Origin of the sequence: Lactococcus taiwanensis, assembly GCF_014905395.1 — a bacterium.
GTDB classification, from domain to species: Bacteria; Bacillota; Bacilli; order Lactobacillales; family Streptococcaceae; genus Lactococcus; species Lactococcus taiwanensis.
In genome coordinates this window covers 236791-259350 of the sequence record NZ_BNDT01000003.1, presented here as the reverse complement: position 1 = coordinate 259350, position 22560 = coordinate 236791, and the positions used below count along the sequence as shown (strand labels likewise).

Sequence of the window (22560 nt, the reverse complement as noted above, 5' to 3'; positions counted from 1 at the left end):
AAATTAGTTTTTTACTGCTGAAGCAAATTCTTCTTTTTCGAATGCTTCATCAATAATTTTCTTAAGTTGAGCCCCAGATGCTTGCATTTTTTGCATTTCAGCATCATTAAGTGGGATATGAACTGGGTTCACAACACCTTCAGCTCCAACAACAGCTGGTTGACCGAGGTATACGCCTTCTACACCGTATTGACCTTCTTGGAAAGTAGATACAGGAAGAACCGCATGTTCATCATCAAGGATCGCTTTAGTAATACGAGCAAGAGCTACAGCAACACCGTAGAATGTTGCTCCTTTTTTAGCGATAATCTCATAAGCTGCATCACGAACACCTTCAAAGAGTCCAACAATTTCTGCTTCATTGAGATAGTCGTTTTCAAGGAACCATTGTTCCAAAGTGACACCAGCTACATTAGCATGTGACCATACAGCAAATTCAGAGTCACCGTGTTCACCCATGATGTAGGCATGGACTGAACGAGCATCTACACCGACTTTTTCAGCCAAAGCTTGACGCAAACGTGCAGTATCAAGTGATGTACCTGAACCTACTACACGGTTCTTAGGCAAACCAGAGAACTTCCAGGTTGCATAAGTCAAGATATCAACTGGGTTAGCGGCTACAAGGAAAATTCCATCGAAACCAGATTTCATAATTTCAGTAACTACTGATTTAGTAATACGAAGATTCTTTTCAACAAGGTCAAGACGAGTTTCACCTGGTTTTTGTGGAGCACCTGAAGTCAAAACTACAAGGTCAGCATCCGCAGCATCAGAGTAGTCTGCTGAATAGATCTTTTTAGGTGAAGTAAATGCAAGCGCATGTGAAAGGTCCATCGCATCACCTTCAGTTTTATCTTTGAAGAGATCGACGATACCCAATTCTTGTGCGATACCTTGGTTTACAAGAGCGAATGCGTAAGAAGATCCTACTGCTCCATCACCAACAAGGATAACTTTTTTACGTTGTTTTTCTGCCATGATTTCTTTAATTCCTTTCAAATTTCAAATAAGCTTGATAAAATAAATTAATTTTTTATTTCAGATTTTCAGCAATAATGCCTGTCATAAGTGACAGGCACAGTTGCCTTGTATAATAATTATTTAACTGTGCGGATACGCATTGTGTTAGTGCGACCAGTACCCACTGGAACACCAGCAACGATAATAATGTTATCGCCTGATTCTACCAAACCAGAAGCTAAAGCAGCTTTTTCAGCAACGTCAAACATATCATCAGTTGAAGCAGGACGTTCCATCATCATTGGAATTACACCCCAGTTAATCATCAAACCACGTTCAACTTTTTCGTCAAAAGTAACAGCCAAAATATCAGCATCTGGACGATGTTTAGAAATCAAGCGTGCAGTGTTACCAGATTCAGTCAAAGCAACAATCAATTTAACGTCCATTGCTTCTGCGGCATTTTTAACTGATGCAGCAACAACTTCTGTTACAGTTGATTTATCATAACGTTCTGGGTGGAGACGTCCGTATTCTTTCAACATTGTTTGAGCGTTTTTGTTAACAGTTGCCATTGTACGAACTGATTCGCGTGGATATTTACCGTTAGCAGATTCACCTGAAAGCATTGTTGCGTCAGTTCCATCAATAACAGCGTTGAATACGTCTGAGATTTCTGAACGTGTAGCACGTGGGTTATAAGTCATTGATTCAAGCATGTTTGTTGCAGTAACAACGATTTTACCTGCTTTGTTAACTTTGCTGATAATCAATTTTTGGTAAACTGGAACCATTTCAAATGGAACTTCGATACCCATGTCACCACGAGCGATCATAATACCATCAGCTGCTTCGATGATTTCATCAAGGTTTTCGATACCTTGTTGGTTTTCGATTTTAGCCAAAAGTTGTACGTGTGGATTTCCAGTTTCTTCACAAATACGACGTACTTCTTTAACGTCATTTGCAGTACGTACGAATGAGATAGCGATAAAGTTGATTCCACCAGGTTGTGAAAGTCCGAAACGAATATCCGCATCATCACGTTCAGCAAGAGCTGGGAAAGGAATTTTAGTGTTAGGGATATTAACACCTTTTTGTTTACCAATAATTCCATCGTTTTGTGCTTCAACTTCAAATTCACGTTTTGAAACGTCTTTACCAGTCAAAGTCAAACCAAGTTTACCATCGTCAATCAAGATAGTTTGACCAACTTCAACATCGTCAAAGATATCAAGACCACCAGCAACATTCAATGCGATCAATTCTGGAGTTGATGTCAAACCTTGTTTAGTAGCCACACGGAATTTATCTCCAGTCACAACGCTAATTGAATCAGCACCGTCTTCGAAGACTTCAGTACGCATTTCAGGGCCTTTAGTATCGAGCAAGAAACCAACTTTACGTCCAGCAATTTCTTCTGCACGGTGAACAGTTGCCATACGAGCACCTTGTTCTTCGTGGTTACCATGTGAGAAGTTGAAACGGAAGACATCAGCGCCTTCTTGAATCAAGGCTGCGATTGATTTTGCTGATGTTTCGACATCAAGCTCTTCTCCCCAGTATCCTTTTTCTCCGAATTTTTTTCCACCGCGAGTTTCAACGGCTGGGCCAAGAGTTGAGACGATTTTTACACGTTTATTCATTTTGTGTTTTTCTCCTATAATTTGATTAATTATATCTCTATCTCTAATTATGCGTACAATAACACTTAACTAGAAACAGAGTGCAGTAACATTAGTTAAGGTTAAGATTGTTGAGTGCTGAGTTAAGACGGTAAAGTTCAAGACCTGCTTTATGAGGATTGTTGACTTTAATACCACCTTCTTCAGTCAAGCTAAAGAGGGCACCTTCTTCAGGAGTACCAAGAATTGGACTTTCAACAAGTTCTTCATTATGGATACCAACGGCAACACCACCGATACCATCACGAAGCAATTCTACAGCGCGAGCACCCATGCGAGAAGCAAGGACGCGGTCACGAGCTGTTGGTGAACCACCACGTTGGATGTGACCAAGAACAGAAACACGGAGGTCTCCCTCGTAGCCTGCTTCTTTAAGTTTTGTAGCAAATTCTTCACCAGACATCACACCTTCAGCAAGGACAATAATATGGTGGTTTTTACCTTTTTCGTAGCCTTTGTTGATATTGTTAACTACGTTTTCAAACTTAAATTCTTTTTCTGGAATACAAATATCATCCGCACCAGCAGCGATACCAGCATTCAAAGCAATATCTCCAGCATTACGTCCCATTACTTCTACAACGAAAGTACGGTTATGTGATGATGAAGTATCACGGATTTTATCCAAGGCATCTACAACTGTTGACACAGCTGTGTCAAAACCAATCGTAAAGTCAGTTCCAACGATATCATTATCAATCGTTCCTGGAAGACCAACTGCTGGGAAGCCATGTTCAGTCAAGCGCATTGCACCATGATATGAACCATCACCACCAATTACAACGACACCTTCGATGCCGAATTTTTTAAGTTGCTCAATCCCAGCAAGTTGTCCTTCTTCGTATTTGAATTCTGGGTAGCGTGCTGAGTACAAGAACGTTCCACCACGACCAATTTTGTCACCAACTGACGCTGATGTAAGTGGGAAAATATCTCCTGCAACCATTCCTGCATAACCGTGATTGATACCGTAGATTTCGATACCTTCAGAAATCGCTTTACGAACAACTGCACGAATAGCCGCATTCATTCCTGGTGCGTCCCCACCAGAAGTCAAAACTGCAATGCGTTTCATTTTATAACTGTCCTCCGAAATTGTGTTACATAGTTTCATCGGCCCCACGTCAGTAATAGCGCGTGGTTTCGAAAGCTATGCTCCTTTGTTGTCTAGTTCATTATATCACGTATTTATAAAAAAATCTTGTAAAAAACTGCATAAACCGTTTACATTACAAAAAAATATTCGCTCCTTATTTTGCAAAGGTTTTCCTAAGTTTTGAGCCGAAATTGTTCGATAAATTGCGAGCTTTTTTATTTAATTTTCATAGTATCTTTCTTTATTCTAACAAAAAAGACAAACAATTTTCGGAGTTTTGTTTGTCTTTATCAGTCCTTGAAGGCTTTTTTTATAAGGTAGAATTTTATTTAAGCTTCATAACGTTTTTCACCATCAAGATAGGTCGCCACAAGTTCTAAATGATCGTCCAATACAATGAAATCTGCATCTAGGCCTGGTTTTATTTGACCGCAGACATCATCAATATGAACGGATTTCGCTGGGGTAAGTGAACCCATCATTACAGCTTCTGCCGGGGTAGCGATGCCCCAATCTACGACATTTTTTACTGCAGTTTTAAGAGTTAGAATAGAGGCAGCAGGACGACCCGTCGGAAGCCAAGCCGCACCATCTCGTACTTCTACTTCGTATTCACCAAGCATATATGGACCATCTGGCAAACCAGCAGCACGCATCGAGTCAGTGATTAAAACGACATGGTCTGCCCCTTTCATCTTGACAACAATTTCCGCAGCCTCTGGGCGCACGTGGTGACCATCACAGATTAATTCGGCATAAGTATTTGGCGTGTTGAGGATTGCTCCTACCATTCCTGGTTCTTTATGGGTCATCCCAGACATTCCATTAAATGTGTGAACCCACATTGTTGCGCCTGCTTGTACACCAGCCACTGCTTGCTTATAGGTCGCATTCGAATGACCAAGTGCTACAACGACACCGGCTTCTGTTGCTTTACGGATAAATTCTTCTGAACCAGCACGCTCTGGAGCAAGTCCAATTTTTTTGAGCATTCCATGAGCTGCTTCTTGCCAGTCTTCTAACTCCCACATTTTAGCATCACGCATGTATTTAGGGTTTTGCGCACCTTTGTGCTCTTCTGTAAAGAAAGGTCCTTCAAAGAAAATCCCACGGATTTTAGCTCCGCGTGCTTCTTTGTAATGTTCCCCTACAACTGTACATACTTCTTTAAGGCCTTCATGATCATCTGTCAAAGGACTTGGTAGAAACGAAGTAACACCCGCAGAAAGGAGTCCTTCTGACATGGTCCCCATGATTCCTTCTACTTGTGCATCTTGTGCGTCAGCTCCACCAAAACCATGAATGTGTGTTTCAACAAGTCCTGGCGCGATTGATTTGCCCGTGTAATCCAAAATGTCGGCCGAAGTAGGTACTTCTTCTGTCCATTCTCCAAATTTTCCATCAGAGATTTCAAGGTATCCACCTTTTTTAGTTTCATAAGGATAGAAAAATTGATCCGCTTTAATGTAATAAGTCATAGTATCTCCTATTTCTATTTTCTTTAATTTTAGCACCCTTTCACGCTTTTGTCAACAAACAGTATAGACCAATTTTATAAAGTAATTAAAAAAATTTACTGACAGAGCTGTCAGTAAATCTTTTATTGCTTATTAGAAAGCTGCAAAAGTTTTTCTTTAATTTCTTCTTCCATCTTGGAAAGTTCAAGTTCGCCTTGTTGACGTTTTTGGCGACCATCTGCTTGAATACGCAAAGTTTCTTGAATGGTATCGACAAGGTTTTGTTGAGTTAACTTGAGCGTTTCAACATCCACCAGTCCACGTTCATTTTCAATCGCCGCCTCAATGGTTGAATTTTTTAGCATTTCCGAATTCTTACGTAATAAATCGTTAGTTGTTTCAGACACAATGCGTTGACTGGTCAGCGCATCTTTTTGTTTTAAGAGGGTGAGTGCAATAGCAACCTGATTTTTCCAAAGGGGAATCGCTGTATTGATAGAAGTCTGAATTTTTTCGGCCAATTCCTGATTAGTGTTTTGAATCAAACGTATCTGTGGTGCTTGTTGAATCGTTAACTGACGTGCTAATTTCAAATCGTGTGCCCGTTTTTCTAAGCGATTTTTGTAAGACTCTAAATCATTGACTTTTTGCACCATAATCGCGTTGTCTGTCGAGCTTTGTGCTTCTTTTCTAGCTTGTGGTAATACTTCTTGATCTAATTCTTGAATCTTTAATTCTGCACCAGCTATATATACGTTCAAGGCTTTAAAATAATTAAGGTTTTCATCATATAATTTGTCTAAAGTTTCATTATCTTGTAGCAAACCTTGTTGCTCATTATTCAACTTAGCAGAAATTTTATCAATTCCTGCACCGATTTTTTGATATTTTTGAGTAACCTCAAAAATCGATTTTTTAACTTTACCAAACATCTTGGTAAATAAGCCCTTGTTTTCCGCAACAAGTTCATTGGGGTTAGCTTGTTGCAGATTAAACATTAAATCAGTGAGAGAGGTCCCTACTTCTCCCAAATCCTGAGCTTGCACTTTATTAAGCACACTCTGAGAAAATGCAGAGATTTTATCTTGAGCAGTCGCACCATAGCTGATCACAGATTGTGCGCTGTTTTCATCAAGCTGTTTTGAAAGTTCTTTAGCTTTCTCTAACTCCTCAGGAGATAAAGCATCCACTGCGGCTAAAGAGGCATTTTTATGCATTTCGACAATTTCTGTTTTTTGCTGCTCATCAAGTTGGTCAGCCTCTTTGATGACCTGATCACCTTTCATCAAATCATCTAATATTGGATTTTCCATCATATTATTCCTTTACTTCTTAATTTAGTTCTATTATAAATTATTCCTGTCAGAAATGACAGGAATATCAGAGTTGTAACTATTACTGACTGCGCTGTCAGTAACTGTCCTATAAATTATGAAAAGCTTCAAGACGCTCACATAATGTCATCAGTCAAAATCAACTTGTTGTTTAATGACATTGACGTCATCCATCAAAATTTCATGGTAGTTCTTGGAAATGGAATGCGACAAAGTCTTAATCAAAAGCAAAGTTTCATCCAAATCTCGTTTGATTTCTTCTGTGCGGACTGCTTGCTTTTTCATATCAAGATATTTTTCTGTTAACTTGACCATATTAGGCAAATCTTTATAGAGAAAATCATTTTGCTTTGTCAATTCTTGAGGATGTTGAACGATATATTTAAAAGTTTGTTTACTTGCATCTAGCCCACCTGTCACAGATTCTACGACTTGTAAATCATCATCTTTTTTAATTTTAGCTTCCCATGTTTCAATACTGTCTTTTGCTTCTGCTAAATTTTCACGGAAAATCTTTATATCACTATCAGAAAGTCCTGCTTCATGGTAACGCTCGATATTTCCTTTTAAATTCATCGTCTTATCTTTATAGCTTCCTTTATCGTCTCGTTTATTTTTTTGCATAAACCCAATTCCAATTATCATTTTAATCACCAAGAAAAAGAGGACTAAACCAAAAATCATGTTCACAATCCCCCAATGATCACCCCCTGTCATCATTCCGTGATGGTACATAGATAAATTGACTAACATATTTTTCCCTCCTGCTTGTGTCCTGTAATCACAAGTTTCTAATTTTCTAATTCATTTCTAAGAAATAGCCCTTATCGCTATATCTCTATTTTATCATAATATTTAAACCCTAAATCATACTTAGGGCTGATTTTTAATCTCCCTTATGTTAAAATGTAAAGGAAACCAAAACGAAAGAAAGGATCATTCAATGAATCCACAAAAAATCGCAGTATTAGGCCCTGGATCTTGGGGTACTGCCCTTTCGCAGGTGCTCAATGATAATGGACATGAAGTACGCATCTGGGGTAACAACTCGGAACAAATGTCTGAAATCAATGAACATCACACTAATAAACGTTATTTTAAAGATGTTGTTTTAGATGAAAAGATAAAAGCTTTTGAAAATTTAGAAGAAGCCTTAACTGACGTAGATGCGGTATTGTTTGTTGTCCCTACTAAAGTGACACGCTTAGTCGCTCAACAGGTCGCACAAGTATTAAAAAATAAAGTCCATCTGCTTCATGCTTCTAAGGGTTTGGAGCAAGGAACGCATGCCCGAATTTCCAGTATTTTAGAAGAGGAGATTCCTGCATCTTATCGCGGTGAGGTTGTCGTAGTTTCTGGTCCTTCGCATGCAGAGGAGACCATTGTGCGTGATATCACATTGATTTCTGCCGCCTCTAAAGACCATGCTGAAGCTAAGTACGCTCAAAATCTCTTCAGTAATGATTATTTCCGCCTCTATACCAATACCGATGTGGTGGGTGTGGAAACAGCTGGTGCGCTTAAAAATATTATTGCCGTGGGTGCTGGAGCACTGCATGGTCTTGGTTTTGGGGATAACGCGAAGGCTGCCATTATTACACGTGGACTAACTGAAATCACGCGTTTAGGTGTAGCGCTAGGTGCGGAACCGCTGACCTATAGTGGCCTTTCAGGTGTAGGCGACCTCATCGTTACTGGAACATCAATTCATTCACGTAACTGGCGAGCTGGGGATGCTTTAGGACGCGGTGAAAAACTTGAAGAGATTGAGCGTAATATGGGAATGGTTATCGAAGGTGTTTCAACGACTAAGGCTGCCTATGAACTGGCCCAACAACTGAAAATTGAGATGCCAATCACTGAAACCATTTATCGCGTACTTTATGAAAACGTTGATGCCAAAACAGCAATTCTTGAATTAATGCGCCGTGAAGCCCGTGAAGAAAATGAGTTTAACCAACTCTAATTTATGAGATATTTTAAAGGAGATAAAAATCAAATGAATCCAACTAAAGCTAGAAAAGTACGTAAAGCAGTCATTCCAGCCGCTGGTCTAGGCACCCGTTTCCTCCCAGCCACGAAAGCAATCGCTAAGGAAATGTTACCAATTGTTGATAAACCTACAATACAATTTATTGTTGAGGAAGCTCTCAAATCAGGGATTGAAGACATTTTGATTGTAACGGGAAAAGCTAAACGTCCTATTGAAGATCATTTCGATTCCAATATTGAACTGGAACAAAATCTTCGCGAAAAAGGAAAAACCGAACTCCTTAAACTGGTAGAAGAAACAACCGATATTAACCTCCATTTCATCCGCCAATCTCATCCTAAAGGACTCGGACATGCTGTACTTCAAGCTAAAGCTTTTGTTGGCAATGAACCATTTGTCGTTATGCTTGGTGATGACCTGATGGACATCAACGGAAATGGTACTCCTTTAACTAAACAGCTGATCAATGATTATGAAAAAACACATGCCTCAACCATCGCTGTTATGAAAGTACCTCACGAAGACGTGGACAAATATGGAGTTATTGATCCTAAGGGTGAGGTTTCAAAAGGACTTTACAATGTAGAACGTTTCGTTGAAAAGCCTGAAATTTCAGAAGCTCCATCTGATTTAGCAATCATTGGACGCTATCTTTTAACTCCTGAAATCTTTGATGTATTAGAAACACAAGCTCCAGGTGCTGGTAACGAAATCCAGCTAACAGATGCCATTGAACGTTTGAATAAAACACAACGCGTTTTTGCGCATGAATTCACCGGAAAACGTTATGATGTGGGTGATAAGTTTGGATTCGTAGAAACTACAATTGAATACGGACTTGAGCATCCACAGATTAGTGAAAGTTTGAAAGCATACCTCATTGAAAAAGGAAAAGAATTAGAAAAAGCAGCGGCTTCAACTCCTCATAAAATAGAAAAATAAAAGAACGCCTTCCTTAATGGAGGCGTTTTTTTGATTGCGTGAAATTTTCCTTCAGTTTTGCTATAATAGGCATAATGAAATTCCTTAAAAACACGATTATTTATTTTAAAAACATTAAAACGAAACCTTTAGATTTTGTCATCATTTTCGTGTTATTTTTGGCTTCTTTTTCAACCTTATATTTTTTTGCAAGTGGATCAAAGGGGGCTGAGGCTCAACTTCGTGTTCATGGGCAGGTGATTCGCACTTTTGATTTAAAAAAAAATCAAACTTGGACTTATCGAGATAAGGACGGCGATTACAATAAGATTCGTGTAAAAGATGGCGAAATCGCCGTCATTGAAGCCAGTTGCAAAGATCAAATTGATGTGAAACGAGGGTATATTTCAAAAGTCGGAGAAACGATTGTCTGCCTTCCTCATGATCTTGTCATCAAGGTTATCAGCGGAGAGACAAACGAGCAGGTGGATTATACAGCATGAATGTAAAAGAATACGTATATGTCTCTTTATTAACCGCAGCTGCTGTGGTGATGGGGATTGTAGAAAGTGCTTTACCGCCTTTTTTTGCTTTTGCTCCCGGTGCTAAGATTGGCTTGGCGAATCTAGTAATGATTATTGCTGTTTTTACCTTAAATTGGCGCAAAGTATGGACCATGCAAATTTTGAGATTACTTCTTACTGCCCTTTTCACGGGTTTTTCCGTTTTTCTCTATTCTTTTGCTGGGGGGATTTTATCCTTACTTGCGATGTATGCCATGAAACAATTTGGACCCAAGCTCGTTTCTCTCATCGGAATTTCTGTAGTCGGTGGTTTCTTTCATAATTTTGGGCAATTAGCTGTTGCCTCATTTTTAGCTAAAGCCCCTTCCGTTATGCTCTATCTTCCTTGGCTTGCTTTCTTTGGAATGCTGGCAGGATTTGCGGTAGGGATTGGAGGAAATCAACTCATCACGCGTGTGAAGCCTATTCAAGAATTATTTATCAAAGAAAGTAAACAATGGACGTAAAAAATACCTTTTGGAAAGCTTACCCCGCACTGGGTAAGCAACTTACACAAGTTCAAAAATTAATGAAAAGCCATGTAACCATCAAAAATGAAGCAATAAAATCAGCTATTTTTGATATTTTTGATGCGGGAGGCAAAATGTTACGTCCTGCTTATTTGCTCTTATTTTCAAGTTTTACAGAACTCTCTGAAAAAGAAAAATTGGCTCTAGCAGCCAGCATTGAAATGTTACATACCGCCACTTTGGTTCATGACGACGTGATTGATCGTGCCGATACAAGGCGTGGGGTTGCCACACTTTCTGCAAAATATGGGCCAGAAATCGCCGTTTATGCGGGGGATTACCTCTTTATCGCTGTTTTTAAGTTAATGTCTGAGCATTCATTAGAGTTATCTAACTTGACAAAAAATATCGGCTCAATCGAGCGACTTTTAGGTGGCGAGTTAGGCCAACTCAATAAACATTTTGATTTGGAACAAACACTGGATGATTACATAGAAAATATTTCAGGCAAAACAGGGGAACTTTTTGCTCTCTCTGCTTCTGTCGGGCCCTTAATTTCTAAAAATAATATGCTTGCCAATCGTGCTTATAAAATTGGAATGAACATTGGAATCGCCTTTCAAATTATGGACGACTACTTGGATTATGCAGCTTCGGCAGAAACATTGGGCAAACCTGTCCTCGAAGACATCAAACAAGGTATTTATTCAGCTCCTGTTCTTTTCGCTTTGCAAGAAAATAGAGCTTTGATGACTGATTTGATAAAAAAAGAGGACTACGACAAAGTCTATGAATTTATTCAAAGCTCTTCCGCCTTGTCAGAAACAAAAGCTTTAGCAAAATCCTACACAACTGCTGCTTTGACCCAGATCGATAAACTCCCAAGCGGTGAAAATCGCAAAGTCATTGCAGAAATTACTAGAAAACTCTTGGAGCGTACCTTATGACCCCTGATGAATTTTACGCAGCTCTTGCTGAATTTGATCTCATCATTTCAGAACAACAAAAATGGCAATTTAAACGTTATTTCGAACTTTTAGTCGAGTGGAATGAAAAAATTAATTTGACTGCGATTACCGAAGAATCAGAAGTTTATTTAAAACACTTCTATGATTCTGTCGCTCCAGTTTTATATGATTTAATTACTGACCAGCCTGTCAGCATCCTAGACATCGGTGCCGGTGCTGGTTTTCCAAGTCTCCCTATGAAAATTCTTTTCCCTTCTCTGAATGTGACTATTATTGACTCTTTAAATAAACGCATTAACTTTTTAAAACTACTCACAGAAGAGTTGGGACTTGAAAACGTCAACTTGCTTCATGGACGTGCTGAAGATTTCGGCCAAAATGTGCTTTATCGTGGGAATTTTGACATTGTGACGGCGCGTGCTGTCGCTCGACTCTCTGTTTTGTCAGAGTTAACCATCCCTTTCTTGAAGAAAAACGGCTGTCTCCTTTCTTTAAAAGCCGCTCAATTTGAAGAGGAGTTGCTTGAAGCAAAAAAAGCCATAGCCGTTTTAGGCGGAAAGTTTATTCAAGAGATAGCTTACCACTTACCAAATGGGGATGAACGTCATATTGCACTCATCGAAAAGAAAAAAGAGACACCTAAAAAATATCCACGTAAAGCTGGAACGCCAGCTAAAAATCCTTTATAATCCCTCCTTTGGATTTAAGAAAAAAAGCTCACTATTGTGAGCTTTTTATTGATTCCATTCTTCTTTTATCGTGTGATAAGCCGCTACGGGATCAGCTGCTTGAGTAATTGGACGTCCTACAACAATATAATCTGAACCAATTTTTCGCGCTTGTTGAGGAGTCATGACACGTTTTTGATCTCCTTTATTACTACCGACAGGTCGAATTCCTGGGGTCAAACAAATAAAATCAGGCGAAGTTGCTGCTTTTATTTTTTCAACTTCATGTGCGGAACACACCACCCCATCTAAGCCTGCTTCGGCTGTTTTTTGAGCATAATGAATAACTGATGCTTCAAGACTCGTCATAATTTGTTGATCTTCTTGCATAATTTCCTCAGAGGTTGAGGTCAGCTGGGTAACTGCAATCAATAGCGGACGCTCACGCCCCGCTGGGGTGCCCAGCTCCAAACCACGGCGAGCAGCTTTCATCATCTCAACCCCACCAGCAGCATGGACATTAACCATGTCCACTCCCAAACGGGCAAGCACCCGCATGGAGGATTCTACAGTATTCGGAATATCATGTAATTTTAGGTCTAAAAAGACACGATGTCCCAGCGATTTTACATAATAAACAACCTGAGGACCAGCTGTATAAAAGAGTTCCATACCTAATTTGATATAAAGTTGTTCATTGGGTGCGAATTGTTCAAGGAAATCTTTTACTTCTGAGAATTCTGCAAAATCTAAGGCAATAACAGGTCTATTTTCTGGCATTTTTCCACTTTCTATTTTTGCTGACAGCGTCGTCAGTATTTTTTGATGCGTTCCACGGATTTGGAGACAACTTTACAAGATTTTTTGAGGGTTTTTCATCTGTTTTACTTCTTGGATCAGTTGTGTAAGGCATTCTATACCGAAGCGATCCATCAAAGAAGGTAATTTTTCAATAATTTCAGGACAAACTCTCGGGTTGGCAAAATTTGCAGTTCCGACGGCGACTGCTGAAGCACCCGCAAGATACATTTCTAAAACATCCTGAGCAGACATCACTCCCCCCATTCCAATTATTGGTAGATCGACCGCTTGAGCCACTTGATGAATAAGTTTGAGCGCAACAGGTTTGATGGCTGGCCCTGACAGTCCCCCAGTCACATTCGCCAAAATTGGCTGACGGCTTGCTAAATCAAACCTTACGCCCATAAGCGTATTGATCATTGTTAAACCATCAGCACCAGCTGCTTCTACAGCCTTTGCAATAGGGACAATGTCCGTCACATTTGGGGAGAGTTTAACATACAATGGAACTTTACTGACAGCTTTGCAAGCTCTGACAAGTTGTGCAGCCACCTCAGGATTTGTTCCAAAAGCTTGCCCACCGTGTTTCACATTGGGGCAAGAGATGTTTAATTCGATTGCCGCTACATTCGGCGCCTCCCCAATCCTTGCACAAACTGCCACATAGTCCTCTTCTTCTGAACCCGCAACGTTTGCAATAATGGGAAGATCAGGAAAATGATTAGCGAGCCAAGGTAATTTTTCAGCCAGCACCACTTCAAGCCCAGGATTTTGCAAGCCAATTGCGTTGAGCATCCCACTAGCTGTCTCAGCAATACGTGGGGTAGGATTACCAAAGCGCGGCTCCAGCGTTGTTGCTTTAACCATGATAGAGCCCAGTGTGTTTAAATCAAAATACTGGGCATACTCTTCACCAAAGCCAAAACAACCGGATGCAGGGATAATAGGATTTTTTAAGTCAAGTCCAGGAAGTTGGACCGCAAGACGAGAATTGTCATTCATAGGAGCTCCTTTTTTATAAAAGTTGGATTGATTACTGACGAAGCTGTCAGTAACTTACAGCCTTAGCCAAAGCGAAAATTATAATGCGATCTGTTTTCCTAAGAATACTGGACCGTCTTCGCAAACTTTTAGGGCATGATTTGGGTCTTTTCGGTCATGCTCGACACAGGCATAACATGCTCCAATCCCGCATGCCATCCGACTCTCCATAGAAATATAAAGCCGCTCGATATGATCATATTTACGAGCAACAGCTTTAAGCATGCCCGGTGCGCCACAAGTATAGACGGCGGTAGGTTCAAGCGCAAGCTCTTCTATCAGCATTCCGACATGTCCTTTGTAGCCATAAGAACCATCATCGGTCGCCACGCGCAATGTCACGTTACTGATGCGAGCAAATTGAGCTTCGAGTATTTTTACCTTCTCAGTCGCAAAGCCTAGTAATACTGTCATTTGGCAGTCTTTTTCTTCCAACTGTTTGGCAAGTTCGTATAATGGAGGCACACCAATCCCTCCACCCACGAGCAATACATGGTCTTTTGGCGTAACTTCTGAAATCGGAAAACCATTACCGAGTGGTCCCATGGCGTCTACGGTTTCTCCCTGCGTTAATTTTGAGAGTGCGTAAGTCCCTGTAGTCTCATCTCCAATCCGGTAAAGAAGGCTACAAGTACTGGTCGCCTTATCCCAACTTGAAATTGAAATTGGACGTCGCAAAAGCATACTAGATTGGGGCACTGCAAGATGTAAAAACTGACCAGGCAGCTTCATCTCCTGCACCAGATCGCCCTTTACCACTAATTCATAAATATTGCAGGCAACCTCGCGTTGACTGACCACCGTCATCAGCTCTTGTAATTTAGACATGCTTTTTCTCCTCAGTATCAGTATTTAATTAAATCAAAAAACACTTGTAGAGCGCCTACAAGTGTACTGAGAAAGTGGAAAGTTACTGACAGCTCCATCAGTAAGCCTATGATCTTTTACAAAATCTTAAAACTTGCCGGATGCTAGGTAACTTATTCCAAATTAATTTTCCGTCTCCTTGTAAGCCTCTCTGGACTTAATTAAAGGTTTTAAAATATTATAGCGAAATTTTTTTCTTTCGTCAACAGCTGACCTTATTGTCTTGCGACTTTAGGCTGATTTTCAGTAACTTGTCAAAGATTTAGTAGGTTTTAGCTGTGAAATTTGTTATAATGAAAACGGATAGCATCCTATTTTAAAACAAGAAAGGAAGGCAAATTCTAACTTTTTTTAGTGCTTCTTATTTTTAAGAGGAGCTAGAAAAAACGCCGATGAATTTGCTCATTAAAAAATATGGGAATTATTAAAGCTGCAACGAGCGCAGTCGGTGGAACACTTGCCGACCAATGGCTAGAAGTTATTGAACCTGATGATATGTCTGATCAAACTGTCTTTACCAAGGGGGTAAAGGTGCGCAAAGACGCCAAACGTGGTTCCAATAAAAAAGGGACAGAAGATGTCATCACAGATGGTTCTGTTGTGCACGTTTATGAAAATATGATGATGCTTTTAGTGGACGGTGGTAAAATTATTGACTACACCGCTGAACCGGGTTATTACACTGTAAAGAACGATACGGCTCCTTCTATGTTCAATGGTGGACTTCGTGAATCGATTCAAGAAAGTTTCTTCCGCTTTAAATTTGGTGGAACAACACCACAAAAGCAACAAGTTTTTTATATCAATTTACAGGAAATTAAAGGCATCAAGTTTGGAACACCTACTCCTCTTCAGTATTTTGATAATTTTTATAACGCGGAATTGTTCTTACGTACTCATGGGACTTACTCTATCAAAATCACAGATCCTTTAGCTTTTTATGCCAATGCCATCCCTAAAAATGCGGATCATGTGGATATTCAAGAGATAAATGAACAATATTTGGCCGAATTTTTAACCGCCTTAAACACGTCTATCAACCAATACTCAGCCCAAGGTGAACGCGTATCTTTTCTCACCTCTAAAAGTATGGAATTGAGTAAATACATGGCCTCAGTTCTAGATGAAGATTGGAAACAATTGCGCGGTATGGAAATCGTCGCTGTTGCTGTCGCAAGCATATCTTATACAGACGAAAGTCAAAAACTCATCAACATGCGCAATCAAGGCGCGCTGTTAGGAGACCCTTCCGTACGTGAAGGTTACGTGCAAGGCGCAGTTGCACGAGGATTGGAATCAGCTGGTTCAAACCCAGGAGGAGCCATGAACGCCTTCATGGGCATGAATATGGGTGGACAAAATTTAGCAGGTTTCTCACAAGCCAATCAAAATCAAATGCAATCACAACAAGAACAACAAGCCGATACTAAAAGCTGGACTTGTCCTGAATGTGGCACGAAAAACACAGGAAAATTCTGCTCAAATTGCGGGCAATCAAAACCAAATGCTGCACCAGTCATGCCTGAAATAAACATGGCTTGTAATGCTTGTGGAGCAGCGGTAAACTTGGCCAATGGGGTTCCTAAATTTTGCCCTGAATGTGGTCAACCCTTCATTGCTAAGCCACTGACAGATTAAACAAAATGTAATAGTATGTCGTTTGACTTGCCCTTGTCATAGCGGCATCTTTTTTGGAGCGTCATGTTTTAAAGGACATTCCATTTGTGAAAAGGAGAATATTATGAGCGAAAGCTCAGTTTTTACCCATAAATGTCCCAACTGTGGGGGACCACTACTTTTCGATCCTAAACTTCAAAAATTTCACTGTGAGTACTGTGGCTCTAGCTTCACAGAACAAGAGGTCTCTACTTTTGAAGACCAAAATAAAGCTACTTTTACTGATGACACATTTACTGACAGCTCTGTCAGTAGCCTGGAAGCTTCTAATCCGTCCAATCTAACAGCTGACCAACCACAGGACACTTCACACTCTTTAGAAGAAGTGGGATTATTTCTCTGCCCCTCTTGCGGAGCAGAGTTAGTGACTGAGGCTACAACAGCCTCAACTTGGTGTTATTATTGTCATAATCCCGTTGTTTTGACTGAACGACTTTCAGGAAAATTTTTGCCTGAGAAAGTTCTCCCTTTTCAAATTGAACACAAAGAAGCGGAGGAACGTTTTCTAGAATGGGTCGGTAAGAAAAAATTTGTTCCCAAAGCTTTCTTTGATAAAAAACAAATTCAAAAATTATCAGGGGTCTATTTTCCTTATTGGGCCGTTGATGCAAAGCTCACAGGTGATTTGACAGCTCAAGCAACTAATCTGCGTGTTTGGATCGTTGGTGATACCGAATATACGGAGCACTCTCAGTATGCAATACGTCGGGCAGGCTCGACTGCTTTCAAAGATCTGGTCAAAAATGCTTTACAAAAAAACCTAACAGATAAGATGGTTGGTGCAGTTCAGCCTTTTGATATGAGTGCTGCTGTTCCTTTCAAAAACCAATACCTTTCTGGTTTTATGACTGAAAAGCGTGACATTGAATTTCAAGAAATGAAAAATGAGGTTGAAAAAGAATTTCGTCAGTACGCTGACGGACTCATGACAGCGACCATAACAGGTTATAGCTCGGTCAGTGGCGTTCAAAGTCGTCATCAACTGACCACTTTAGACGAAGATTATGTCCTTCTGCCACTCTGGCTGGTGACCTATCGTGAGCCCGGAAAAGACAAATTTTACTATTATGCCATGAACGGCCAAACAGGTAAAGTAGCCGGTGTCTTACCAATTGATAAAACGAAACTTTGGCTCTGGGCCTTGGGGCTTTTTATCATCATACTGATCCTAGGAATCTTAGTGGGGTACCTTGTCTCATGAAAAAAAAATCTATACTTTTTAGTCTCATTCTATTTGGACTATTCTTTTTATTCATTCCCCAGCCAACAAAAGCAGCAACTTTTTCGTCAGGGATCGAAGATAATGCTCAGATTTTGGGTCCAACAATTTCCAGTTTGCAAGGGCAAGCTCAAGCTTTGGCTGATCAAACCAAAGCTGGCGTGTATGTCCTTACGACAAACAGTACTACTTCTGCTAGTTCTATGGCACGTTCCTATTTAGCAGAGCAAGTAGGGGAAGGAAAAAACGGAGTAGTTCTTGTCATCAATATGAACTTGCGGAAAGTCTACATCTGGGCAACGGGGAACATGAAGCATTATCTATCAGCCAGTCGAATTGAGGATACTCTTGATGTTGTTCAACCCGCTTTATCTGCTAATGATAGCAGTGGAGCAGTAACAGGATTCTTTGACAAAGTCAGTCAATACTATCGCGCAGGTATTCCGACTTCGCGTCGTTATACTGTTGATGAACAAACAGGTGCGGTTACTTTCCAGCGCAGTTTTCGTCCACTTTACATCATTATCGCAGCTCTCTTTGCTTTGCTTAGCGCAGCTCTCTTTATCTGGATGATCTATCGCCGTTACCAAATGAAAGATGCCCACGCAATCTGGCGTTATGATTATAATCATAATGGAGAGCTCCAGCTCTCAGAACGAGAAGATCGCTTGGTTAATACCTTTATCACCACGCGCCACATCCCTCGTCCTTCCTCTGATGGCGGCGGAAGCTCTGGAGGATCAGGTGGCGGAAGAAGCTTTTGAAAAAATATAAAAAAGGAATGCTTGAAGCACTCCTTTTATTTTTTTATAATTTTATATTCACCACTTTTTAATGTCCCTAAACTATACTGACCAATTGACCACCGAATAAGACGTAAAGTCGGAAATCCAACTGCTGCTGTCATTCGCCTAATCTGACGATTTTTCCCCTCTTTAATAGAAATCTCCACCCAACTTGTAGGGATTGATTGACGTTCTCGGATCGGAGGATTTCGCACCCATAACCAATCAGGCTCATCAATCAATTTAACTTTTGCTGGTAAAGCCTTTCCATCCTTCAATTGCACCCCTTGTCGCAGCTTACTAGCTGCCTCCTCATCAAAGACACCTTCCACCTGTACCACATACGTTTTATAAGCTTTTGATTTTGGATCAGTCAGTAAATGATTCAATTTTCCATCATCCGTCAGTAAAAGTAAACCCTCACTGTCTTTATCTAAGCGCCCAGCTGCATACACATGAGGAATCTTGATAAAATCCTTTAGTGTCTTTCGGCCCATCTCATCAGTGAATTTAGTTAATACATCATAAGGCTTATTAAATAAAATAATCATTTTTCCCCTTTTCAAAAACAACTGCTTTTATTCTATTTTACCAAAATCTTTCCTCCTTGCCTATCTAGGTAATATTTTGCTCTTATTTTTCTTTCTTTTGTGCATTTAGTTCCTCAATTGTCTGTGCTTGCTTCGCCAATTTTTCACGCAATTTTTGATTTTCTATTTCTTGAGCCTTTGTTTGGCGACGTTTCTTTATCAGAAGCAACAAAACTGCTGCCATGAGGAAAATAAGTCCGAGGAGTATGCCCTGCCACATCCAACTTTTATGAGTCGTTTTGATTGTTGGATCACTCTTATTCAATTTATCAGACTCCCCCTGAGCAATAGTAAAAGTCTTTTTAAAAGTCCATTGATACCTATAGTTTTCCTTTTTCCCATTTCGGGCTGCCTCATAAGCACCTTTGGGATCTGTTCTTGCACTCACTACCATTTCCAGCTCATATTTACCTGCCTGAAGAGGTTCTGAGACACGTGTAGCCGCATTCTGATTGCTGGTTGGAATAGGCAGATTAAAGTTCGTATTCGGTGCCATTTGCAACATTGGATTGGAATACGTATACGCTACTTCTTTGTGTGTAAGACCACGAACAGTAGCCTCAACATTTACCGTATTTAAATAGGCCATCTCTGGATTTTGAAGATTAACATTGATTACATTACGCCCATTTACCTGCCCCGCTTTTATGGTGTGCAGCTTAAGTTGTGCTGGAAGCTCCTTTTCATTTTGACGGATTAATAAAGCAATCGAATAAGAATAAGTATTTTTTACTGAAATCCCTTTTGCAGCTGCTTGATTGTCAGCTTCGGTTTGTCCTTCTTGTTGGAAAGTTATGCCTCCTGCTATAACACCATCAAAAGGTGTTTGAGGCATTTTTACTTTAATCTTTACCACTTGTCGCTCATGAGCAGCTAAATTTACAACCTTTGGCGCTTGCGTGTAATCTTTAATATTATATTTTAATGATGCATCTAGTGGTAAGTTCGTTGGGGAATAATCCACTACACCCGAAGCATTTGTCACTGCACTCGAAATTAAAACTTTGATTGTTTGCTTTTTTTCCGTAAGATTCTCAAGCTCCACCTCAAGAGTCTGTTGCTTATCCGGTTCTAAAAGTAAGTCAAAATAGCTGACGCCTTTCTTGACTTGATTTTCTGGAAGTATTGGATTCACTGAATAATCCATTGTTTTTGCCTGGACCTCACCCCCCCTTACTAAGACTAAGGTAATAATAATAGCAATAATCGCTTTTATCTTATTCATAACGCTCCCCTCTCTAATTTCTTTTAAAAAAGAACCTCCTTTTTAAAGAGGTTCTCAACTCACAACCTTAGTTTTTAAGCATTACCTGGTGCACTATAAAGGTTCCAATTAAGGGTGGCACTATAAGTATCTGCTTTTGCAGCGCCAGCAGGCACATTTAAAGTAATATTAGGATCGACTTTGCCTGTTGTATTAGCAGTATCTAACGCCTCGGGATCACTAACAAGGCTTGAGCCGTCTTTTGCTCCAAAGTTTAACAAATTGGTCCCTGTTCCAGTACCTGCATCCGCTTGAAAAATTGTTATGGCTGTTCCTGGTACAAGCGCATTAAGTGCTGTATTCGTAGCGGACGTAGCCTTATTAGCTGAAGCACTAACTACATTGTTTGTTCCATCTGCGTTAAAAGTTAGGACAGCATTCGTTAAATTTCCAGCCGTAGCTCCCGCAAATTGCGCAGTTTGAGTTAAAGCAACAGACCACCCTAATGGACCACTTGGAGTGCCACGATTATCTGAAACTTGCATAAATTGGGGAATGGCTTTACCTGTCCCGTCATCGGCTGCCCAAGCCGACCAGGTATGAGCACTTGAGGCATCTACATAATGCGTCCCAAAGTTAAGTGCGGGTACAAAATCAAGCGTTAAACCATCACCTGAAAGTACTGGATTAGAGGTATTAGGGACTCCTGGTGTTGTTGGAGTGATTGGGGTTTTTCCATCATTTGGAGAGACGGGAGGAGTAGCCGTTATTTTAGCTCTAAAAGTTATTTTAGCGTTACTAGTCGTAGATCCCACAGTTGCTGCTTGAGTAAGGGATCCTCCTGTAACCAACAGCCCAACGCTAAGAAGGGTTAAGCCTGTTAAATTTAATTTTATCTTGTTCATGAATGTACCTCATTCTCTTTTATATTTTGGAGCTAATATGACAGTGATAAAAATTCCGAAAATTAGTAGAATACCAACGTATGAAAGTTGGCTTGATTTCTCACCTACTATCGGTAAATTCTCACCCTGTGTAGCTCTATTTCGCTGAGCAGATAGAGTTACCTTATTTTCGGGTGGCTTCTCTAGTGGAGCTTTGTCCACAAAACCAATTTTACTTTTTGTTTGAGTGACACTATTCATTTGTCCTAAAGCCACACCTGAATGCAGGACGGTTATTATACTGACAAGAGTAATAAGTTTTCCTTTCAAATTTCTCCTTTCTACTCCACTTCAAACAGACTTCTTTATTTTATACTCTTATGCCTAAGCCTTATCAGAGCACCTAAAAGTAAGAAAAGAACAAGCCACAAAATTGGGGAGGTTGTCACTAAGGCTGATTTTTTTGTATCTTCTGCTGATGGTTGACATTTAATTTTCCATCTTCTCCCACCACCCAATCTTCTTCTATTGTTCTTCCATTAGTTGATATGACCAAATGATAGTTCTGCCCTCTTTTTAGTGGTTCATTCATACTAAAAGGCAGCTCCACCTGTGCAAAAGGTACGAGAGAACTTTGATTGGTCGATAATTTAGCGACATGTTGTTCATATTTGTCCGTTAAAGTTGCCTGAATTTTAACCCCTTCAACGAGAGACCCATTAGGATTGTTTACCCGAAGTAAAAGGTCTCCCTTTTCATCTTCCAATAATGTTTCTTTTACAGGAACGAGAGGACTGATAACCGTCGGCTCCATAACTAATGCCACAGCATGAGAATACTGATTGAGGATGCCTTCTTGATTGGTGGAATTTACTTGCTGAGTGACAGTTATCCCACCAATGACTTGATGTGCCAGGCCGTTTTTAGAGATATTAAAATTGATTTTTATGTCTCTATTTTCGTACGGTGCTAAGGAAACTTTCAACTTCCCTGCTTGGGTTTCTCCTTCAAAATGAAGGTCATGATAAAAGTTAAAGGAATTGTCATTTTGGCTTAGTAATGCAGCCACTTCCTTTTGGGATAAGCCATAATCTATGGTGAAATTATTATTAGTAGCGGCTTGATGACTTGTTACCAAGAAAGTACTCTTTTCAGCGCCATTTGTTAATTTCAGTACTAGATTAATTCTTTCTTTAGGCTCAACCTGTAACCACCAATAAGAATTAATTTTCTGCTTTTGATGTGCTTCAGTGATGGCTTCAACACTAAAGTCGCCCTCTAAAGCTTGAACGGGGTTATTAATCCCACAAAAGACTAAGAAAACGAGTGAAGCTATCAACCATTTAAACTGTTTTACACCTTTCATTTCTTACC

General features: G+C 40.0%; 23 protein-coding genes. 9 read left to right on the top strand and 14 right to left on the bottom strand.

Translation table 11 applies throughout. From position 1 onward, the window contains the following. Nucleotides 1-3: 3 nt before the first annotated feature. From JKP71_RS05335 to JKP71_RS05310, 6 genes are all read right to left on the bottom strand, one after another. Complete coding sequence (locus JKP71_RS05335) at nt 4-981, bottom strand: L-lactate dehydrogenase (protein ID WP_075525728.1); 978 nt, start codon at nt 979-981, stop codon at nt 4-6. A 119-nt stretch (nt 982-1100) separates the two neighbouring features. Next, entirely contained in the window at nt 1101-2609 is a 1509-nt protein-coding gene (gene pyk, locus JKP71_RS05330) for a pyruvate kinase (RefSeq protein WP_075525729.1), read from the bottom strand. A gap of 91 nt (nt 2610-2700) precedes the next feature. Beyond that, the gene (gene pfkA / locus JKP71_RS05325) at nt 2701-3723 is read right to left on the bottom strand and encodes a 6-phosphofructokinase (RefSeq protein ID WP_075525730.1); all 1023 of its coding nucleotides are present in this window, start codon (nt 3721-3723) and stop codon (nt 2701-2703) included. Between the two features lie 350 nt (nt 3724-4073). Next, nucleotides 4074-5222 carry an N-acetylglucosamine-6-phosphate deacetylase gene (nagA, locus tag JKP71_RS05320; protein WP_075525731.1) on the bottom strand — a complete coding sequence of 383 codons (1149 nt, stop codon included), beginning with the start codon at nt 5220-5222 and terminating at the stop codon, nt 4074-4076. 122 nt (nt 5223-5344) lie between these two features. Next, complete coding sequence (locus tag JKP71_RS05315) at nt 5345-6514, bottom strand: toxic anion resistance protein (protein WP_075525732.1); 1170 nt, start codon at nt 6512-6514, stop codon at nt 5345-5347. 150 nt (nt 6515-6664) lie between these two features. Continuing rightward, nucleotides 6665-7288 (bottom strand): 5-bromo-4-chloroindolyl phosphate hydrolysis family protein, encoded by a 624-nt coding sequence (locus JKP71_RS05310; RefSeq protein WP_082272326.1) that lies wholly within the window; start codon nt 7286-7288, stop codon nt 6665-6667. A gap of 190 nt (nt 7289-7478) precedes the next feature. Here JKP71_RS05310 and JKP71_RS05305 point away from each other — a divergent pair, with 190 nt between their 5' ends. The 6 genes from JKP71_RS05305 to rsmG all read left to right on the top strand — a co-directional run bounded on the left by JKP71_RS05305 (nt 7479) and on the right by rsmG (nt 12139). After that, nucleotides 7479-8501 (top strand): NAD(P)H-dependent glycerol-3-phosphate dehydrogenase, encoded by a 1023-nt coding sequence (locus JKP71_RS05305; protein WP_075525733.1) that lies wholly within the window; start codon nt 7479-7481, stop codon nt 8499-8501. Between the two features lie 33 nt (nt 8502-8534). After that, nucleotides 8535-9470, top strand: coding sequence for a UTP--glucose-1-phosphate uridylyltransferase GalU (gene galU / locus JKP71_RS05300; RefSeq protein WP_075525734.1), 936 nt, complete (start codon nt 8535-8537; stop codon nt 9468-9470). Nucleotides 9471-9544: 74 nt separating this feature from the next. Further along, the gene (locus tag JKP71_RS05295; protein WP_200407287.1) at nt 9545-9952 is read left to right on the top strand and encodes a NusG domain II-containing protein; all 408 of its coding nucleotides are present in this window, start codon (nt 9545-9547) and stop codon (nt 9950-9952) included. Beyond that, nucleotides 9949-10479, top strand: coding sequence for a Gx transporter family protein (locus tag JKP71_RS05290; protein WP_200407286.1), 531 nt, complete (start codon nt 9949-9951; stop codon nt 10477-10479). Before JKP71_RS05295 ends, JKP71_RS05290 begins: the two co-directional genes overlap by 4 nt. Further along, the gene (locus JKP71_RS05285) at nt 10470-11429 is read left to right on the top strand and encodes a polyprenyl synthetase family protein (RefSeq protein WP_200407285.1); all 960 of its coding nucleotides are present in this window, start codon (nt 10470-10472) and stop codon (nt 11427-11429) included. Before JKP71_RS05290 ends, JKP71_RS05285 begins: the two co-directional genes overlap by 10 nt. Continuing rightward, a complete protein-coding gene (rsmG, locus tag JKP71_RS05280) occupies nt 11426-12139 on the top strand; it encodes a 16S rRNA (guanine(527)-N(7))-methyltransferase RsmG (protein ID WP_200407284.1) in 714 nt (237 codons plus the stop codon). Before JKP71_RS05285 ends, rsmG begins: the two co-directional genes overlap by 4 nt. Before the next feature lie 45 nt (nt 12140-12184). Here the strand turns inward: rsmG and pyrF are convergent, their stop codons facing one another. The 3 genes from pyrF to JKP71_RS05265 form a co-directional block, all read right to left on the bottom strand. Beyond that, nucleotides 12185-12898 (bottom strand): orotidine-5'-phosphate decarboxylase, encoded by a 714-nt coding sequence (gene pyrF, locus JKP71_RS05275; protein WP_200407283.1) that lies wholly within the window; start codon nt 12896-12898, stop codon nt 12185-12187. Nucleotides 12899-12970: 72 nt separating this feature from the next. Next, nucleotides 12971-13921: a dihydroorotate dehydrogenase gene (locus JKP71_RS05270; RefSeq protein WP_200407282.1), complete on the bottom strand. Its 951-nt coding sequence runs from the start codon at nt 13919-13921 to the stop codon at nt 12971-12973. 78 nt (nt 13922-13999) lie between these two features. Continuing rightward, nucleotides 14000-14788 (bottom strand): dihydroorotate dehydrogenase electron transfer subunit, encoded by a 789-nt coding sequence (locus JKP71_RS05265; RefSeq protein WP_200407281.1) that lies wholly within the window; start codon nt 14786-14788, stop codon nt 14000-14002. A gap of 453 nt (nt 14789-15241) precedes the next feature. Here JKP71_RS05265 and JKP71_RS05260 point away from each other — a divergent pair, with 453 nt between their 5' ends. From JKP71_RS05260 to JKP71_RS05250, 3 genes are all read left to right on the top strand, one after another. Then, the gene (locus JKP71_RS05260) at nt 15242-16465 is read left to right on the top strand and encodes an SPFH domain-containing protein (protein ID WP_200407280.1); all 1224 of its coding nucleotides are present in this window, start codon (nt 15242-15244) and stop codon (nt 16463-16465) included. Between the two features lie 103 nt (nt 16466-16568). Further along, on the top strand, nt 16569-17705 hold the full coding sequence (locus tag JKP71_RS05255; protein WP_200407279.1) for a TFIIB-type zinc ribbon-containing protein: 1137 nt from the start codon (nt 16569-16571) through the stop codon (nt 17703-17705). Then, complete coding sequence (locus tag JKP71_RS05250) at nt 17702-18487, top strand: TPM domain-containing protein (RefSeq protein ID WP_200407278.1); 786 nt, start codon at nt 17702-17704, stop codon at nt 18485-18487. The genes JKP71_RS05255 and JKP71_RS05250 overlap by 4 nt, the downstream gene beginning before the upstream one ends. A gap of 35 nt (nt 18488-18522) precedes the next feature. On the opposite strand, the gene JKP71_RS05245 is transcribed toward JKP71_RS05250, so the two are convergent. The 5 genes from JKP71_RS05245 to JKP71_RS05225 form a co-directional block, all read right to left on the bottom strand. Continuing rightward, nucleotides 18523-19059 carry an rRNA large subunit pseudouridine synthase E gene (locus tag JKP71_RS05245; protein ID WP_200407277.1) on the bottom strand — a complete coding sequence of 179 codons (537 nt, stop codon included), beginning with the start codon at nt 19057-19059 and terminating at the stop codon, nt 18523-18525. An 82-nt stretch (nt 19060-19141) separates the two neighbouring features. Further along, nucleotides 19142-20323 carry a WxLIP family cell surface protein gene (locus JKP71_RS05240; RefSeq protein ID WP_200407276.1) on the bottom strand — a complete coding sequence of 394 codons (1182 nt, stop codon included), beginning with the start codon at nt 20321-20323 and terminating at the stop codon, nt 19142-19144. 74 nt (nt 20324-20397) lie between these two features. After that, nucleotides 20398-21207: a WxL domain-containing protein gene (locus JKP71_RS05235; RefSeq protein WP_200407275.1), complete on the bottom strand. Its 810-nt coding sequence runs from the start codon at nt 21205-21207 to the stop codon at nt 20398-20400. 9 nt (nt 21208-21216) lie between these two features. Beyond that, on the bottom strand, nt 21217-21516 hold the full coding sequence (locus JKP71_RS05230) for a hypothetical protein (protein ID WP_200407274.1): 300 nt from the start codon (nt 21514-21516) through the stop codon (nt 21217-21219). A gap of 118 nt (nt 21517-21634) precedes the next feature. After that, the gene (locus JKP71_RS05225) at nt 21635-22552 is read right to left on the bottom strand and encodes a WxL protein peptidoglycan domain-containing protein (RefSeq protein WP_200407273.1); all 918 of its coding nucleotides are present in this window, start codon (nt 22550-22552) and stop codon (nt 21635-21637) included. Nucleotides 22553-22560 lie beyond the last annotated feature (8 nt).